This is a genomic window from Bacillus mycoides, assembly GCF_018742245.1.
Lineage (GTDB): Bacteria > Bacillota > Bacilli > Bacillales > Bacillaceae_G > Bacillus_A > Bacillus_A cereus_U.
Genome location: NZ_CP036132.1, coordinates 4907476 through 4926127 on the forward strand (window position 1 = coordinate 4907476; position 18652 = coordinate 4926127).

Sequence of the window (18652 nt, forward strand, 5' to 3'; positions counted from 1 at the left end):
CTACACCTCCACATCATACGGTTCATAATCTTTCCTAAGCGGATACCCTACCCAATCATCTGGCATTAAAATGCGAGATAAATTAGGATGACCTTCAAATACAATACCGAGCAAATCATACGCTTCACGCTCCGGCCAATCTGCCCCTTTCCAAAGCGGCGTCACCGATTCTACTTGCGGCGCTTCCCTATCCAGCTTTACCTTCACTGCTACTGACTGTTTCTTTCCATATGAAAATAAATGAACATACACTTCCATATGTGTCACAAAATCCGTCGCATGTAGCTCTGACATATAATCAAAAGCAAGTCCCTCATGGAATCGTAGCAATTCCATCACTTCATAATATTTTGAAGGCTCCACCACAAGCGTTGGAACATCTTTTGAAAGCTTATTAATATAGGAATCTACTAATGCATATTCCCCTATCTTCTCCTTAACAATCTCCACATAGCGATTTAAATATGGTTGGTTAACTGATGGTTCTTCCTGCTGCGGTTCATCTTCTATCTTATTTACAGCTCCCTTTGCCCTTGCCGCAGCAGCGGCTTTCGCTTTCGCGGCTGCAATTGCCTTCGCTTTGTCATCTCCAGAATCCCCATCACCTTGTGAGGCTTTTGCTTTCGCCAACGCTGCCGCTTTTGCTTTTGCAGCTGCTACAGCCTTTGCCTTCGCTTTGACTTTTTCTTCGTCCGTTACTTCTTCGTTTCCTTCTCGCTTCTGCTTCGCTAATGCCGCTGCTTTCGCTTTGGCGGCTGCTGCGGCTTTCGCCTTCGCTTTGACTTTTTCTTCGTCCGTTACTTCTTCGTTCCCTTCTCGTTTTTGCTTCGCTAATGCCGCTGCTTTCGCTTTGGCGGCTGCTGCTTTCGCTTTGGCGGCTGCTGCGGCTTTCGCCTTCGCTTTGACTTTTTCTTCGTCCGTTACTTCTTCGTTTCCTTCTCGCTTCTGCTTCGCTAATGCCGCTGCTTTTGCTTTGGCGGCTGCTGCGGCTTTCGCCTTCGCTTTGACTTTTTCTTCATCCGTTACTCCTTCGTTTCCTTCTCGCTTTTGCTTCGCTAATGCCGCTGCTTTCGCTTTGGCGGCTGCTGCGGCTTTCGCCTTCGCTTCTTCTACATTAATCCCCTTATCTTTTGGTAGCGCTTTCTCTTTTTCTCGATGTTCTCCTTCAAGTTTAGACATTTCCGCCTCATGTTTCGCAGCAAGACGTTTTCGCGCTTCCTCTTTCGCATGACGGGCTGCTTCTCTTTTCATACTTTCTAAGTCTTTATTTGGATCACTCATTTATTCGTCACCTGCTTCCCGGTCCTCGCCTCGTAACGAATTTTTTCTTTTAATTTATTAATTCCATAAATTAAAGCAGCAGGATTTGGAGGGCATCCAGGAATATACACATCAACTGGTACAATTTGATCTACACCTTTCACAACAGCATACGAATTCACATACGGACCACCGGCTGTTGCACAAGACCCCATCGCAATTACCCACTTTGGTTCAGGCATTTGATCATATAAGCGCCGAACAATAGGCGCCATTTTCTTCGTTACCGTTCCTGACACAATCATGACATCTGATTGTCTTGGTGAAGTCCGAAAAAATGACCCAAATCGATCTAAATCGTAATGTGATGAGCCTACTCCCATCATTTCAATCGCACAGCATGCCAGTCCAAATGTCATCGGCCATAAAGAGTTGCTCCGCGCCCATCCCTTCAACTGTTCCAATGTAGAAAAAAAGATATTTCTTTCTAATTCCGCTCGATCCCGCGGGTGTAATTCCTCAAAATTTATAACCATTGTAACACCTTCTTTTTCCAAGCATACGCTAATCCAACTAGCAACATCACAACAAAAATGAGCATTTCAATCAGTGCAAATAAACCCAGCTTGTCATATGCAACAGCCCATGGGTATAAAAATAAAGTTTCTACATCAAAGATGACGAACAATAAAGCGAAAATATAATAACGAGCATGAAACCGAATATTTGCATCATGAAAAGGCTCAATTCCACTCTCATACGTCGTCGCTTTCGCTGCACTCGGTTTATTTGGACGCAGCATTTTTCCTAATGTAAGAGCCACTACCGGCAGCAATATACCTAATAGCAAGAAAATCAAAACGATCATATAACTATTTTCATATACACTTGCCATTGTGAAACCCTCCCCCCTGAATTAAGAACAAGTTCACATAGTAAACAATATGTCTTACTTGCATTATTTATTATTTTTAAATTTTTCTAAATAATGCAACTATTTAATTCATTATAGCAAACTTCAAATTCCTATGTCGATATATTGGGAACAGAAACAACAATTAATACTTACTGAGCAAATCTATTTTTACAACTCATAATAAATGTGTAAAATAAATATAGAAGTTCTATATGTTTTTCAAGCAATCCTAAAAAACATAAACTACAAAAAGGTGGTTCTTATGTATATACAGTGGGTGATATAAATGAAAAAACAAACACATGTAAGTATTCTAATAAGCATTGCATTGTTGTATATAACTATTCATTACGTATCAATGCCTTTTTTATATGAATACGCACTTCCATTTCAAATATTAACTGGAATAAGTACCATATTAATTGATATTACAATTTGTAGTTATATATTTTACTTTTCCAATATGAAACAAGGGTTAGCTCGTTTATTTTGGATGATATTAACTATCGGATCTTTCTCTTATTTTATCGGCGATATAGTAGTTTCTTATCAACGCTTAATTTTGCATGACTACTATACATTCGTTGATCCATCAGACTTTTTTTACTTATTATTTTTAATTAGCTTTGCATTTGCCTTTCTATATGAAATTATTTATGGCCGAGACTTATTGGAGCAGCTTTTTACGATATGTGATATTTGTATTATTGTTACAGCTCAATTTACTTTAAGCTACTATTTGCTTATTGAAAGAACCATTCATATTTTTACAACATCATATATCGACATGTTTGTTCAACTCACGTATCCAATGGCTGATTTACTCTTTCTTTTAATAGGAATCAACCTCTTATTCAGGCCATTATTCTTACTACCAAAACAAGTTGGTGCTCTTCTTGGCAGCTCTTTAATTTTGTATGCTACTACGGATGCTATTTATGCTTATATCAAATACTTCCAGCCCGAGCACTCTATGTTCACAGTTGCCCCATTATATCAAGTAACCCTAGTATTAGTAGCAATCGCTTGTATACTTCACACAAAAGAGCCTGAAAAACAAGAACAAGTATTACTAACACCTCAAGTGGGTGAATCAATCCGATTATCATTACCGTATATTTCTGTAGTGATGCTTATTGTTTTTATATTGGTCGAAAATGTTTTTGCACCTATAGTAGTAATTGGACTTATAGTAACTTTCGCCTTCGTTCTCATACGCCATACGTTAGTTCGAAGACAAAATAAAATATTATTGCTAGCACAAATGCAATTCAGCTTAGAACTCGAGAAACAAATCGAACTACGTACAGAAGATTTAGTAGAACAAAAAAATGAGTTATATCATAACCAACAAATGTTTAAATCTTTATACGAGCATCATCCAGATCCAATTTTCACATTAGATTTGTACGGTAATTTCCTCAATGTGAACAACGCTGGAACTACTTTACTCGGTTATCAAACGAATGAATTATTAAACCAACCATACTATTCACTTATGTATGAAGAAGATTTGGAAGAGATCATTAATGCCTTTCGTCACGTTAAAAAAGGGAAATCTATTTCTTTAGAAATACGGGCATATCATAAAAATAGAGATATTTACTACTTGCATGTTACAGCTGTTCCCATCTTTTTAAAGGAACATATTTCTGGGGCCTATTTAATGATTAAAGATATTACAGAAAGCAAGCATCAACAAGAACAAATTAATTTCCTAGCATATCACGATACTTTAACGGAACTTGCAAATCGCCGTTCATTTCATCAGCAGTTAGAAGAAGCAATTGCACGAGCACAAATATCGAAAAGACCTTTTGCTGTTATGTTTCTAGACCTAGATCGCTTTAAAGTTATTAATGATACACTCGGTCACCGGGTAGGAGATCTCTTATTAATTGCAGTAGCAAAAAGGCTCGAACGAATATCAACACAGAATATGAAACTTGCTCGACTAGCTGGGGATGAGTTCACAATCCTTATCGAAAATTATCAAAAAAGGACAGATGTAAAAAGGATAGCTGATATGATTGTAGTAGCCATGAACGAACCATTCGAAATCGAAAATCAACATTTACGAATCTCACCTAGTATCGGGATTGCCATATACCCTGAAGCAGGAGAAGACCCACTATCTATTTTACAACATGCCGATATGGCCATGTATGAGGCAAAAAATAAAGGGAAAAATCGTAGCTCTCTTTACACGAAAGAACTATATAAGAAAATGGAACGTAAAGCTCGAATCGAAAAAGATTTGCCACTCGCTTTAGTAAACAACGAATTTTATCTCGTCTATCAACCACAAATTGATACGACAACAAATAAAATTATCGGTGCTGAAGCATTAATACGTTGGAAACATCCACTATTAGGTGACATTTCACCATGTGAGTTCATTCCAATTGTGGAAGAGACTCCGCAGGTCATCCCACTTGGACATTGGGTGCTACAAGAATCTTGTCGTCAACTAAAAATATGGCAAAGTTTTGGATACACAAACTTAAAAATGAGTGTCAATTTATCAGCGAAAGAATTTACACAAAATCAATTCATCGAAAATATTTCACGAATACTAAAGGACGTAAAGATTGACCCGAAAGATGTAACACTTGAACTAACAGAACGAATTGCGATGATTGATGAAAAGGAAACATTATCGAGACTAAAGCAATTAAAAGAATATGGTATTCAAACGTCCCTTGATGACTTCGGTACCGGCTACTCTTCTCTTGCTTATTTATCAATTTTCCCTATCGATACATTAAAGGTACCAAAAGAATTTACACAACTAGCCGATCATCGACCTGAAGAGAGAGCCATCGTTTCCACTATCCTTTCTCTTGCAAATACTTTAAATCTCTCTGTCGTTGCTGAAGGAATTGAAACAGAAAAACAGCTTAAGTTTCTGCAAAAAAACAACTGTAAATACATGCAAGGTTACTATTTCAGTAAACCTCTAACGAGTAAACAGTTTATAAAATTTTTACAAAAAACACCCAGTATGAACCAATAGTTCACACTGGGTGTTTTTTAAAGTGTTGGAATTTTTTTTTCGTAATATTCCTCTGCAATCTCTTCGTAAAAAGCTGCTGCTGTTGTATAAAAATATGGAATCAACCATAAAAATCCAATCCCTAATGTAATACAACTTAATATAAACCAACCAATAAAACTTAAACATAAAATGAAATACTCCATCTTATGTCCAGCCATCATACGACGACTTTCTGTAATAGCTTGATTTATTGAATACTCAGGATGATCATTTATAATAAAATACGTCATCGCATAAGAAAATGATTTAATAATGCCTGGAATAATAAATAGTAAGCACCATAAGAAAATATAAATGTTTACTACTATATATAATAAAAATGACTTTATAAACTTACTTCCTTCTGTAAACCATCTGAATATATGCCCAATACGCGCTTCTTTTTCACGAATTATATGTAGCGCTAAACAATAACCCCCCAGCGTTAAAGGCCCCACCAGCAATATTGTAATAACCTCTATTGAAAGTGAGCTATTCACTTCTTTCCACTCCCAAACCTGAGAGAGAATGAACTGAATACTAAAACTAAAAACTGAAGTAAGAATCGAAATAAGTAATGTTGCCCCAACAGCTAAGCCCCATTTTCCTTCTAGTGAATCTAGCGCTTCTCCTTTTAAATCACTAATCATAATTAGCCTCCAATACGTAACAATTCTATTAGTATAGCATGTTCCTACTGCAATTCACCTTTTGCAATATAGCGATAAAAATGTGCTGTCGTTGTACCTACATATGGACTAAGCCAAAGAAACCCTATTCCAAGAGTAAGAATCGCTAAAATAGCCCACCCTATGAAGCTAAGCCATAGAAGAAATAAATCTAGTTTATGTCCCTTCATAAGATTCTTACTTTCTTTCATCGCCTGTGAAACGCTATAATCTGGATTTTCAATCATCACATAATACGTCATCGCATAAGAAAAATACATTACAATCATGCCGACAATTGAAATAGCTAATAATACGAAGAAAGCAATTGCAAACGACGTATTCCCTTCTTCACCCAAAAACGCGAATAAACCTAGTAACAACATCGGAATCCATGTACCTGTATATAACAAAATCGCAAGCATTGCCCACATTGTTTTCATCATTCTTTTAAAACCACGAAACCCTTCAAATAAGTGATCTACTTTTGCACTGTCTCGTTTGCTAATTTGTAGCAATACATTCGTATAACCGTATGATGTAATACCGTATGATGCATTACTCAAAATGATCATTATGCAATAAAAGATCCCAAATGTAACACCTGCTCCGATTGATATTGTTTCCTCTTCAAGTGAGCCTGTTAAACCAGCGAATAAGAAAAATATAATAAGTCCTGGAATTAAAAGTATAAGCATTGCGGCCATTGAAACAACATAACTTAAAATAAAATATAAAATCGTTGATCCAACACCTAGTCCCCATTTTCCCTTTAAAGAGTGCAACGCTTCTCGTTTCATTTCACCGATCATTGATTCATCCCCTTTATGAAATATAAATTGTTGTACATTCTCTACTTATACAAACATCAATATAATTATACCATTTTTGTAAAATTATTCATGAACTATCATTTATAAAAAAAACCGTAAAGGCAAAGCCTTTACGGTTTTTTTACTTCATATCAGAAACGTTTAAACGGTTCACAGCACGCTGCAAGGCCATTTCTGCACGTCTAAAGTCAACATGTGCTTGTTTCTCTTGCATACGTTGCTCAGCGCGACGTTTCGATTCATTTGCACGATGGATGTCGATATGGTTTGCTTCTTCAGCAGATGATGATAATACAGTTACTTTATCTGGACGAACTTCGATAAAGCCACCGCTTACTGCTACATAATCAGTGTGCCCATCATGTTTCAGACGAACTGCACTAATTTTTAACGGTGCAACAGTTGGAATGTGACCTGGTAAGATCCCCATTTCCCCACTCTCTGCTTTTACACTTACCATTTCTACTTCTTTTTCGTAAACCGGTCCATCAGGAGTTACAATACTGACTGGAAATGTCTTCATAATTCGTCCCTCCTAAGGCCTTACGCCATCATTTTCTTCGCGTTTTCAATAACTTCTTCAATGCTACCAACAAGACGGAATGCATCTTCTGGAAGGTCATCATATTTTCCTTCTAGAATTTCTTTGAAACCACTAACTGTATTTTTTACAGGTACGTAAGAACCTTTTTGACCTGTAAACTGCTCAGCTACGTGGAAGTTTTGAGATAAGAAGAATTGAATACGACGAGCACGATGTACAACTAACTTATCTTCTTCAGATAACTCATCCATACCTAAGATAGCGATGATATCTTGAAGCTCTTTATAACGTTGTAAAGTTTGCTGTACTTGACGAGCTACTCCATAATGCTCTTCTCCTACGATTTCTGGCGAAAGTGCACGAGATGTAGATGCTAATGGATCTACGGCTGGGTAAATACCCATTTGTGTTAAACGACGCTCTAAGTTTGTTGTTGCATCTAAGTGAGCGAACGTTGTAGCTGGTGCTGGATCCGTATAGTCATCGGCTGGTACATATACCGCTTGGATAGACGTGATAGATCCTTTATTTGTAGATGTAATACGCTCTTGTAATTGACCCATTTCTGTTGCAAGTGTTGGTTGGTAACCTACCGCAGATGGCATACGACCAAGAAGGGCAGATACTTCAGAACCTGCTTGCGTGAAACGGAAGATGTTATCGATGAACAATAGTACGTCTTGTCCTTGCTCATCACGGAAATGTTCAGCCATTGTTAAGCCTGTTAATGCAACACGTTGACGTGCTCCAGGTGGCTCGTTCATTTGTCCGAATACCATCGCAGTTTTCTTAATTACGCCAGAATCGCTCATTTCGTGGTATAAGTCGTTACCTTCACGAGTACGCTCACCTACACCAGCGAATACAGAGATACCACCGTGTTCTTGTGCGATGTTGTTAATTAATTCCTGAATTAATACTGTTTTACCTACACCGGCACCACCGAATAGACCGATCTTACCACCCTTAATGTAAGGGGCAAGTAAATCTACTACTTTAATACCAGTTTCAAGAATTTCTACTTTAGTAGATAATTCTTCGAATGCAGGCGCTTGACGGTGAATTGGATCACGACGTACATCGGCAGGAACTTCACCATCTAAGTCAATTGCATCACCTAATACGTTAAATACACGACCAAGTGTTGCATCACCAACTGGTACAGAGATTGCTTTACCAGTATCTTCTACTTCTGTGCCACGAACAAGTCCATCTGTGGAAGACATCGCAACTGTACGAACTGTGTCATCACCTAAATGAAGTGCAACTTCAAATGTTAAGTTAATGCTTGCTCCGTTTTCGTTGCTTTGTTTTACCGTAAGGGCGTTGTAGATTTCTGGTAGCTTTCCGCCATCAAACTTAACGTCTACAACCGGACCCATGATTTGCGTAACGCGCCCTTTATTCATCGGGTTCCCTCCTAGCTTTCTTTTAATTAGCCAGCTTTCTAAGAGAAGTCGGCTTTTAATTTTTATTAGTTTATAGCTTACGCGACCCTCCTGTTCTGGACGAGCCGCCTACGCCTTTTATTGAATCTAGCTCCAGCGGTTAGAATGTTCGGTGGCTTCGCTTTTTCCTGCGAGGCACAAATCGCCTCTACGTCAAAAGCTCCATCCCCCTCTCATTCTGAACGAACCGCCTACGCTTTTTACTGAATCTAGTTCCAGCGGCTAGAACAGTCGGTCATTTCGCGCCTTCCTACGAGGCCAAAAGCGCCTCTTCGTCAGGAGCTCCAATGCCCTCTTGTTCTGAGCAAGCCGCTTCCACCTTTTATTACTATTCTAACGCTGCTGCTCCACCAACGATTTCCGTAATTTCTTGCGTAATCGCTGCTTGACGTGCACGGTTGAATGAAAGTGTAAGTGAATCGATAACTTCCATTGCGTTGTCTGTAGCACTCTTCATTGCTGTCATACGCGCCGCGTGCTCACTTGCTTTACCGTCTAGTAATGCACCGTACACTAAGCTTTCTGCGTATTGTGGCAATAATACTTTTAAAATTTCTTCTTCAGAAGGTTCGAATTCATAAGCTGTCGTCGGTTTGTCAGACGCCACATCCGTAAGCGGTAAAATTTTATTCTCCGTTACTTCTTGTGAAATTTTACTTACATAATGATTGTAGTAAATGTACAGCTCATCATAAGCACCATCTGCGAACATCGCAATTGCTCGAGAAGCAATATCTTTAATATCAACAAATGATGGGTGGTCAGATAATCCAACTACTTCATCAATGATGTTAAAGCCGCGACGTTTTAAATAATCACGTCCTAGTCGTCCAAGCACAATAATTGAATATTGGTTTGAATCCATATTATGACGTTCACGAATTACGTTACTTACTGTACGTAATACGTTACTGTTATAACCACCTGCTAGTCCGCGATCAGATGTAATAACGATGTATCCTGTACGCTTTACAGGACGCGCATTTAGCATTGGATGATTAATCCCTTTACTTCCTTGCGCAATGCTCGCTACTACTTCTTGAATCTTTTCCATATACGGAACGAAAGATTTAGCATTTTGCTCTGCACGGTTTAACTTAGATGCAGATACCATCTCCATCGCTTTCGTAATTTGACTCGTTTTCTTTGTCGAGTTAATCTTCGCTTTTATATCGCGTAAAGATGCCACAGGTTTTCACCACCTTTTTTCCGGAAGTTGGCACGATTAGTAAGAATCCTCTTCCTAATCTACGTTGCAAGATATTCTTGCTCATGATTGAAGGAAAAGAATAGGTGCACCTACTCTTTTCCTTTACATAACCGTCAGCAATCTCAAAAGCTGAGATGCCTTTATATGATCTAGCTCCAGCGGCTTGAATGCTCGGTGGCTTCACTTCTTCCTACGAGGCAAAAACCGCCTCACATTCAGGACGAGCCGCTTCCGCTTTTATTTATCTAGTTCCGTCTCCTAGCCCCTTTCGTCTAAGAACCTTCCCCACCAAAAGGTAGAAAGCACCTTTTGTGTGAAAGAACCTTAGCCGATGGGGCTGAACAGTCGACTTCACTTTTAATTATTATTCAGAAGCTACGAATACTTTTTTAAATCCGTTAATTGCTGCTGCAAATTTGTCGTCATCCGCAAGTTTCTTAGTTGTGCGAATTTCGCTTAATAAGTCAGCTGCATTTGAATCTAACCAAGCATGGAATTCTTCTTCGAAACGAGTGATATCTACTACTGGGATATCATCTAGGAATCCACGTGTTAAAGCGTAAAGAATGATAACTTGTTTCTCTACACGTAACGGTTTGTGTAATCCTTGTTTTAATACCTCAACTGTACGAGCACCACGGTTTAATTTCGCTTGTGTTGCTTTATCAAGGTCAGAACCGAACTGAGCGAACGCTTCTAACTCTCGGTAAGATGCAAGGTCAAGACGAAGTGTACCTGATACTTTACTCATTGCTTTAATCTGAGCAGATCCACCTACACGAGATACAGAAGTACCCGCATCGATCGCTGGACGTACGCCAGAGAAGAATAGGTCAGATTGCAAGAAGATTTGTCCATCCGTAATAGAGATTACGTTGGTTGGGATGTAAGCTGATACGTCCCCTGCTTGTGTTTCGATGAAAGGTAGTGCAGTTAAAGAACCGCCGCCTCTTGCATCACTTAATTTTGCTGCACGCTCTAATAAACGAGAATGTAAGTAGAATACATCCCCTGGATATGCTTCACGACCTGGAGGACGACGTAATAGTAATGAAAGCTCACGGTAAGCCGCTGCTTGTTTAGATAAGTCATCATATACTACTAATACGTGTTTACCATTGTACATGAACTCTTCACCCATTGTTACACCAGCATAAGCAGCTAGGTATAATAATGGAGCTGGTTGAGAAGCTGATGCAGTTACAACGATTGTGTAATCTAATGCACCGTGCTTACGTAGTGTTTCTACTACGTTACGTACAGTTGATTCTTTTTGTCCGATAGCTACATAGATACAAACCATATCTTCATCTTTTTGGTTAATGATTGTATCAAGTGCAACTGCTGTTTTACCTGTTTGACGGTCACCGATGATTAACTCACGTTGACCACGGCCAATTGGTACAAGAGCATCGATCGCTTTAATACCTGTTTGAAGTGGCTCATGAACAGATTTACGATCCATTACACCTGGTGCTGGACTTTCGATTGGACGAGTGTTTGTTGTATTGATTGGGCCTAAACCATCAACTGGTTGACCTAATGGGTTTACAACACGACCGATTAGTTCTTTTCCTACTGGTACTTGCATAATGCGACCAGTACGACGAACTTCGTCACCTTCACGGATTTCTGTGTAAGGTCCTAAGATAATGATACCTACGTTGTTTTCCTCTAAGTTTTGTGCTAGTCCCATAACGCCGTTAGAGAACTCTACAAGTTCACCAGCCATAACGTTATCAAGACCATGAGCACGTGCGATACCGTCACCAACTTGGATAACTGTACCAACATCACTAACTTCGATTTCAGACTGATAGTTCTCGATTTGTTGCTTTATCAGTGCGCTAATTTCCTCAGCTCTGATGCTCATGTGCTTCACCCCTATCTATTCTTCATTAATTCACGCTGAATACGTGCTAATTTTCCTTGTAAGCTTCCGTCGTAAATGCGATTTCCAATACGTACTTTAATGCCGCCTAGTAAATCTTCATCTACAACATTTTTCACGCGAATTGCATCTTTTCCTGTTTTTTTTGCAAATGCTTCTGCAACGTTAAGTTTTTCTTCTTCTGATAGAAGACGAATAGAATATACAGTTGCATCCGCTACGTTACGTTCTTCATTAGCAAGAACAACATATTCATCTGCAATTTCAGGTAGAATATCAATACGCTTGTTATCAATTAAAATATATAACGTATTTAAAATAGATTCAGAAACAGATGCGAATACGTTTGCAAGAAACGTTTTCTTCTGCTCTTTTGAAATGTTCGGTTGCGTTAAAAAGCTATGTAGTTCTCCGTTCTTTACATAAACGTTTTGTACAAGGCGTAATTCCTCTTCAAACATTTCTAATACGTGTTTTTCTTTTGCAATTTTGAAAAGAGCGACAGCATAACGTTTTGCTACAATCCCATTGCTCATCGCGCTTCTCCTACTTCTTTAATATAATCGCGAATTAACTTCACTTGATCTTCTTCTTTTAACTCTTTTTCAATTACTTTAGAAGCAATTTGAACAGATAAAGAAGCGACTTGTTCTTGTAAAGCAGCAATCGCTTGCTCTTTTTCGCGTTGAATTTCTTGTACAGCAGATGTTTTAATTGATTCTGCTTCTTCTTTCGCAGCAGCAACAATAACATCTTTTTGATCCACAGCTTGTTTTTTCGCTCTTTCGATTAACTCTTGTGCTTCAACACGCGATTGTTTTAACATTTCACGTTGTTCTTCTACTAACTTCTTCGCTTCAGTGTTACTTCTTTCTGCAGCGTCGATTTCATTAGTAACATGCTCTTCACGTTCTTTCATAATTCCCATTAAAGGACCCCACGCAAATTTGCGTAGCATTACTAATAGAAGTAAGAAAATGAACAATGTATAAGCAATCGTTCCAAATGGAATGGAAGCACCTAATAATAAAGTTGGCACAAGGATTCACTCCCTTCAAAATATCTAAATTGATCCTATGAAAAAAAAAGACATACATTTCGTTCATAAAGCAATGGCGAAGAAAGTTCGGAAAAACACTCTTCGCCATCTATGTAAGGGGAGTCTCCCTTATTTGTTCATTACGATGAAAGCAATAACTACACCGATAATTGGAAGTGCCTCAACTAATGCAACCCCGATGAACATAATTGTTTGAAGTGCGCCTTTTAATTCTGGTTGACGAGCAACACCTTCGATTGTACGTGATACGATAAGACCGTTACCAATACCTGCACCTAATGCTGATAAACCAATTGCAATTGCAGCTGCGATTACACCTAAACTCATTTAATTTGTCCTCCTTTGTATTATAAAAAAATAAATTTTTTCTTACTTAAATTATATTAATGGTCATGGCTTACTTTATGAGCCATATAAACCATCGTTAACATTACGAAAATAAATGACTGGATTGATCCAACGAATACACTGAATCCCATCCATGCTAACATCGGTACAAGTGCACCTAATGCTCCAAGGAATGATGCTCCGCCTAACTTAGCAAGTAATCCTAATAAGATTTCACCTGCATAAATGTTACCAAACAAACGAAGACCTAACGTTAATGTGTTAGCAAACTCCTCAATAACCTTTAATGGGAATAAGAATTTCATAGGTTGGAAATAACCTTTAGCATATTCTTTCGTACCCTTCATCTTAATTCCATAATAATGGGTGAGGGTAACTACCATCACGGCTAATGTTAATGCAACTGCTGGATCAGACGTTGGTGATCTCCACCATGCAATATGTTCGCCAGCCTCAACTGTTGAATACATGAATGGTAAACCAAGGAAGTTCGATACGATGATAAACATGATAAGCGTAACGCCAAGCGTTAAGAAACGTCCACCTGTTTTCCAGTCCATCGTACTATTGATAATCCCTTTCACGAAGTCAAACACCCATTCCATGAAATTTTGCATTCCGGTTGGGCGAAGCGCTAAGCTGCGAGTTCCGATAACAGCGATTAAGAAAACAATAACTGCTGCTACAGTAACCATCATAACTGATGACAAATCGAACGTTAAACCTAGAAATTCAACTAATTTACCGTGTTCCACTAGTAATTCACCTCTCTTCCCTGCTCGTATACTCTAAATAAAGAAAATCTATGATCATGACAAGGTATCCTGTCAGCAATCCTACACCTAAGCCCCACATCGCAATTAACTCTTGATATTTGGCTGCAAATAAAATTAATAATCCAATCGTGGCGAATCTTGAATATGTACTTACCGCTGTCGCCTTAAACTTCACGTTTTCTCCATTTGTTACGCGATCTAATAGCTTGTCTGTTCTACGTGCAATGATGCGCAAACTAAGAAAACTGAAAATCGTTCCGATAATCAGCCCAAGAAATACATCCTTGTAAGAGGTAATTCCCCATCCTAGCACTAGAAGCGCAAGCAAGTAGTACATATATTTCTTTTGTCTTTGGACAAGTCCATGTACGTCTATCATCATTGCTCTCCCGAATAGTAATGTTGAATGAGTCGAATCATTGCGTATACCCCTGTTCCTAACCCGAGTAATAACCCTATAATAAGAAACAACGGAAACGTTCCAACCTTATTATCAATCCATTGCCCACCAAAGATTCCAATAAGAATAGAACCAACTAACTGAGCAAGTATTCCTGACATTAAAGCATACGCTTTTATATGGCTGCGATCGTTTTTTTGCAAGGATTCATCCCTCCAATATGTAACCTCATTCACGATGTGTTAATAATAACTCATTTTTCTGCATAAATTCTATACAAAATAAAAAGTTTACATTTTCGTCACGGAATAGATGCATTTTTGTCACTGAAAGCCCTACCATCTATCCCCGTTGTTAGCATACAATAGGGTATTAACAGTGTCAACGAGAAATCGTAAAAAATCAAAAAATTTGAGTATTAGGCATTTCCTCCCAAAAATGAAAACGTTCCCCTTCTAAATACTGGCTAGAGATATGCAATTTCTAACAGTTCCCTCTTTATAATAGAAGAAAATGTTCACAAGTTTGTCACTATTATATTTTTAAGATATAGCGCTTTCCTTCCATAATATAGTGTTCTCTAGACGTAAGACTTCTATATTATATGTGATGTGTATATAACTTATGTTGTATATACCCTGTATATTTATCTCCCCCTCCCCCGTGCGCTGAGGGCGAAAAAAAAACGAGAGGGGAATCCCCCTCTCGTCTGTTGTCTTACTTCGTTCCGAATAAACGGTCACCAGCATCACCAAGACCTGGAACTACATAACCATGGTCATTTAACTTCTCATCTAATGCTGCTATATAAATATCAACATCAGGATGCTCTTCCTGTACTACTTTTACTCCTTCTGGAGCAGCTACGATACACATTAATTTAATGTTCTTTGCACCGCGCTTTTTCAGAGAATTAATTGCTTCAGCCGCAGAACCACCTGTTGCTAGCATTGGATCTAGTACGATAAAGTCACGCTCTTCTACATCCGTTGGAAGTTTCACATAGTATTCTACCGGTTGCAATGTTTCAGGATCACGGTATAAACCAACGTGTCCTACTTTTGCTGCTGGAATTAATTTCAGAATTCCATCAACCATTCCTAAACCTGCACGTAAAATCGGAATTAAACCAAGTTTTTTACCAGCGATCACTTTTGTTGTCGCTTTGCTTACAGGTGTTTCAATTTCAATGTCTTGAAGTGGAAGGTCGCGAGTAATTTCGAAAGCCATTAAGCTTGCTACTTCGTCCACTAATTCACGAAAATCTTTTGTACCTGTATTCTTATCGCGAATATATGTAATCTTATGTTGAATTAACGGGTGATCAAATACATACAGTTTTCCCATGTGAATCTCTCCTTTAGATGATATTCATGCGTTTACACGCTTTTTTGCACTATTTACGATTGTAAAGAAAACGCTACTAATATTCAAGGGCAAATTTGGTAAAATCGTGAATTAGAATGAATCTATCTAGTATCTTTACCAATTATGGGAGCTGTATCCTTCATTATATCGCCAAAATTTATTCATCATTTGTATACATACTTTAAAAATAATATATGTCCACAAAAAAGACTGCCAAAACAATTACGTTTCAGCAGTCTTTTTCAATCTATTATAGATCTGTATACATTGGGAATTTGCTCGTTAACGCTTCTACACGCTTACTTGCTTCTTCTAATGCAACTTCATTCTCATGATTTTTTAATGTATAAGCAATAAGTGCCGCAATTTCATCCATTTCTTCTAAACCGAAACCACGAGATGTTACAGCTGCTGTACCGATACGTACGCCGCTTGTTACAAATGGGCTTGCTGTTTCAAATGGAATTGTATTTTTGTTCACTGTAATACCAACTTCATCTAATACGTGCTCTGCTACTTTACCTGTAATTTCTAAGTTACGAACATCAATCAAGATTAAATGATTGTCTGTTCCGCCAGAAACAAGTGTAAGTCCTTCTTTTTGAAGACCTTCAGCTAAGCGGTTCGCATTATTAATGATATTTTGTGCATATGTTTTAAACTCATCTTGTAGTGTCTCACCAAATGCAACAGCTTTTGCAGCAATTACGTGCATAAGTGGACCACCTTGAATACCAGGGAAGATTGATTTATCAATTTGTTTTGCAAATTGCTCTTCACATAAAATCATACCACCACGTGGACCACGTAATGTTTTATGTGTTGTCGTTGTAACGAAATGTGCATGTGGTACTGGGTTTGGATGTAAACCAGCAGCTACTAAACCAGCGATATGTGCCATATCAACCATAAAGTATGCACCCACTTCATCTGCAATCTCACGGAATCGTTTGAAATCGATAACACGAGGATATGCACTTGCACCTGCAACGATTAATTTTGGTTTATGTTCTTTCGCTTTTGCTAATACATCATCGTAATTAATACGGTGAGATTCAGCATCCACGCCATACTCTACGAAATTATATTGTACTCCACTGAAGTTAACAGGGCTTCCGTGTGTTAAGTGACCACCATGAGATAAATTCATACCAAGTACTGTATCGCCTTGCTCTAAAATCGTGAAGTATACTGCCATGTTCGCTTGTGCACCAGAATGTGGTTGAACATTTACATGCTCTGCGCCGAAAATTTCTTTCGCGCGATCACGTGCGATATCTTCTACTACGTCTACGTGTTCACAACCACCATAGTAACGTTTTCCAGGATATCCTTCAGCATACTTATTCGTTAAAACAGAACCTTGCGCCTCCATTACTGCTTCACTTACGAAGTTTTCCGAAGCAATTAACTCAATCTTTGAACGCTGTCTTCCTAGTTCTGCCTCAATTGCAGCAAATACCTTTTCATCTTGACGTTTTAAATGATCCACCAAAATCCCCCTTTTCTGAACGAATTACATCAATTCCCAATAGTTTTTTCTCATTTATTCAGAAAAAACGAAAATTCAGGTTGTAATTCTTTCGAACCTTCATGTTTTCAACTACATTCTAACATGACTTTCTATATCATAAAAGAAAAAAAAAGACCAAAATTGGTCTTTTCTTTCTTCTATTATAAAGTCAGACTACATACCTTTTAACTTTCGATATAAAGCTGTTATAAGACTTTATAATTTTTCATGTTTAACGGCAAGGAATAGCTTCTTCGTTTGCCGCATAAACAGCACGTGCTCCGCCTATTAGTTTCCCACGTGTTTTCGCCATCGTTACATGCGCACTTCCTATTTCCTTCACACTTGTACGAACCGGTACAGCTACATGCTTTAAATGCATACCGATAAATGTATCGCCGATATCCATTCCTGCATCTGCTGTAATAAACTCAATTACTACCGGATCTTTAAAATTGTGATACGCATACGTCGCTAATGCACCACCTGCTGATCTAACAGGCGTAACTGTTACAATTTCAAATTGATATTTCATCGCTACATCTCTCTCAACTACTAAAGCACGATTTAAATGCTCGCAACATTGAAACGCCAATTCAATACCTGTTCGCTCTTGAAATTGTTTTAATTCAGAAAAAATCGCCTCTGCCACTTCCATCGTTCCTGATGTTCCAATTCTTTCACCTAGCACTTCGCTCGTGCTACACCCCACTACAAAAATTTGGCCTCTTTGCAGCGTGGCTTGTTCTTGGAAATCAGAAAGCGACATTTGCAGCTGTTCTCTTACCTTTACGATTTCTGTCATTACGCCTCTTCCTTTCACAGGTTGGTTCACCAAATTATATTTCATAATACTTATAGTTAGAATCTATTACTTTGTTTCATACGTTTTAATTTTTCCTACGCGGTTTTCATGACGGCCACCTTCATAGTCAGTTGTTAGCCAAATTTTTGCGATATCACGCGCTAGACCAGCTCCAATTACACGCTCGCCCATTGCTAACATGTTAGTGTCATTATGCTCTCTCGTCGCTTTCGCACTGAAAGTATCATGAACTAATGCACAACGAATACCATTTACTTTGTTTGCTGCGATTGACATACCAATGCCTGTCCCGCAAACTAAAATGCCACGATCCACTTCACCATTTGCGACCATTTCTGCTGCTGGAAACGCAAAATCAGGGTAATCAACAGAACCAGCTTCACATTCACAACCTAAATCAATATATTCAATATTTAACTCTTCTAATAAACTTACAAGTTCTTTACGGATATTCATACCGCCGTGATCAGATGCTACTACTACTTTCATTTTTACCCCTCCAAAGTTTCAATCAATTATCTTCATTTCACACTCGCTACCTTAATGGAACGAAG

The 18652-nt window shown here is 38.4% G+C and carries 21 protein-coding genes; 1 reads left to right on the forward strand and 20 read right to left on the reverse strand.

Features of this window, described 5'->3' with window-relative positions; all coding sequences use genetic code 11:
* The 3 genes from EXW56_RS25290 to nuoA are packed head-to-tail and all read right to left on the reverse strand — an operon-like array spanning position 1 to position 2155.
* Positions 1-1281: an NADH-quinone oxidoreductase subunit C gene (locus EXW56_RS25290; RefSeq protein WP_215597086.1), complete on the reverse strand. Its 1281-nt coding sequence runs from the start codon at positions 1279-1281 to the stop codon at positions 1-3.
* On the reverse strand, positions 1278-1796 hold the full coding sequence (gene nuoB / locus EXW56_RS25295; RefSeq protein ID WP_002113032.1) for an NADH-quinone oxidoreductase subunit NuoB: 519 nt from the start codon (positions 1794-1796) through the stop codon (positions 1278-1280). The genes EXW56_RS25290 and nuoB overlap by 4 nt, the downstream gene beginning before the upstream one ends.
* Complete coding sequence (gene nuoA, locus EXW56_RS25300) at positions 1787-2155, reverse strand: NADH-quinone oxidoreductase subunit NuoA (protein WP_000179270.1); 369 nt, start codon at positions 2153-2155, stop codon at positions 1787-1789. Before nuoA ends, nuoB begins: the two co-directional genes overlap by 10 nt.
* A 307-nt stretch (positions 2156-2462) precedes the next feature.
* Here nuoA and EXW56_RS25305 point away from each other — a divergent pair, with 307 nt between their 5' ends.
* Positions 2463-5192 carry a putative bifunctional diguanylate cyclase/phosphodiesterase gene (locus tag EXW56_RS25305; RefSeq protein WP_002198773.1) on the forward strand — a complete coding sequence of 910 codons (2730 nt, stop codon included), beginning with the start codon at positions 2463-2465 and terminating at the stop codon, positions 5190-5192.
* A gap of 17 nt (positions 5193-5209) precedes the next feature.
* Here EXW56_RS25305 and EXW56_RS25310 read toward each other — a convergent pair whose 3' ends face one another.
* From EXW56_RS25310 to rpiB, 17 genes are all read right to left on the reverse strand, one after another.
* Positions 5210-5863 (reverse strand): DUF975 family protein, encoded by a 654-nt coding sequence (locus EXW56_RS25310; RefSeq protein ID WP_002113038.1) that lies wholly within the window; start codon positions 5861-5863, stop codon positions 5210-5212.
* A 44-nt stretch (positions 5864-5907) separates the two neighbouring features.
* Positions 5908-6693 (reverse strand): DUF975 family protein, encoded by a 786-nt coding sequence (locus tag EXW56_RS25315; protein ID WP_002198772.1) that lies wholly within the window; start codon positions 6691-6693, stop codon positions 5908-5910.
* Positions 6694-6835: 142 nt separating this feature from the next.
* Positions 6836-7237 (reverse strand): F0F1 ATP synthase subunit epsilon, encoded by a 402-nt coding sequence (gene atpC, locus EXW56_RS25320; protein ID WP_002113040.1) that lies wholly within the window; start codon positions 7235-7237, stop codon positions 6836-6838.
* Positions 7238-7257: 20 nt separating this feature from the next.
* Positions 7258-8667, reverse strand: a complete 1410-nt coding sequence (gene atpD, locus EXW56_RS25325; protein WP_002144743.1) for a F0F1 ATP synthase subunit beta — start codon at positions 8665-8667, stop codon at positions 7258-7260.
* A gap of 367 nt (positions 8668-9034) precedes the next feature.
* Positions 9035-9895: a F0F1 ATP synthase subunit gamma gene (atpG, locus tag EXW56_RS25330; protein WP_098988456.1), complete on the reverse strand. Its 861-nt coding sequence runs from the start codon at positions 9893-9895 to the stop codon at positions 9035-9037.
* 385 nt (positions 9896-10280) lie between these two features.
* Positions 10281-11789, reverse strand: a complete 1509-nt coding sequence (gene atpA / locus EXW56_RS25335; protein ID WP_002113043.1) for a F0F1 ATP synthase subunit alpha — start codon at positions 11787-11789, stop codon at positions 10281-10283.
* 11 nt (positions 11790-11800) lie between these two features.
* A complete protein-coding gene (gene atpH, locus EXW56_RS25340; protein WP_002198770.1) occupies positions 11801-12343 on the reverse strand; it encodes a F0F1 ATP synthase subunit delta in 543 nt (180 codons plus the stop codon).
* Complete coding sequence (atpF, locus tag EXW56_RS25345) at positions 12340-12846, reverse strand: F0F1 ATP synthase subunit B (RefSeq protein ID WP_002113045.1); 507 nt, start codon at positions 12844-12846, stop codon at positions 12340-12342. Before atpF ends, atpH begins: the two co-directional genes overlap by 4 nt.
* Before the next feature lie 129 nt (positions 12847-12975).
* Positions 12976-13194: a F0F1 ATP synthase subunit C gene (atpE, locus tag EXW56_RS25350; protein WP_000052064.1), complete on the reverse strand. Its 219-nt coding sequence runs from the start codon at positions 13192-13194 to the stop codon at positions 12976-12978.
* 56 nt (positions 13195-13250) lie between these two features.
* Positions 13251-13970, reverse strand: a complete 720-nt coding sequence (gene atpB / locus EXW56_RS25355) for a F0F1 ATP synthase subunit A (protein WP_002089740.1) — start codon at positions 13968-13970, stop codon at positions 13251-13253.
* Between the two features lie 7 nt (positions 13971-13977).
* On the reverse strand, positions 13978-14370 hold the full coding sequence (locus EXW56_RS25360; RefSeq protein WP_002016288.1) for an ATP synthase subunit I: 393 nt from the start codon (positions 14368-14370) through the stop codon (positions 13978-13980).
* Entirely contained in the window at positions 14370-14594 is a 225-nt protein-coding gene (locus tag EXW56_RS25365) for an AtpZ/AtpI family protein (RefSeq protein ID WP_002089742.1), read from the reverse strand. The genes EXW56_RS25360 and EXW56_RS25365 overlap by 1 nt, the downstream gene beginning before the upstream one ends.
* Before the next feature lie 25 nt (positions 14595-14619).
* Positions 14620-14733: a DUF4024 domain-containing protein gene (locus EXW56_RS25370; protein WP_000232963.1), complete on the reverse strand. Its 114-nt coding sequence runs from the start codon at positions 14731-14733 to the stop codon at positions 14620-14622.
* A 375-nt stretch (positions 14734-15108) separates the two neighbouring features.
* Positions 15109-15738, reverse strand: coding sequence for a uracil phosphoribosyltransferase (gene upp, locus EXW56_RS25375; protein WP_002198769.1), 630 nt, complete (start codon positions 15736-15738; stop codon positions 15109-15111).
* 271 nt (positions 15739-16009) lie between these two features.
* Entirely contained in the window at positions 16010-17251 is a 1242-nt protein-coding gene (glyA, locus tag EXW56_RS25380) for a serine hydroxymethyltransferase (RefSeq protein ID WP_002198768.1), read from the reverse strand.
* Positions 17252-17504: 253 nt separating this feature from the next.
* Positions 17505-18077, reverse strand: coding sequence for a TIGR01440 family protein (locus EXW56_RS25385; protein WP_002113048.1), 573 nt, complete (start codon positions 18075-18077; stop codon positions 17505-17507).
* Between the two features lie 66 nt (positions 18078-18143).
* Entirely contained in the window at positions 18144-18587 is a 444-nt protein-coding gene (gene rpiB, locus EXW56_RS25390; protein WP_000869917.1) for a ribose 5-phosphate isomerase B, read from the reverse strand.
* Between the last annotated feature and the right edge of the window lie 65 nt (positions 18588-18652).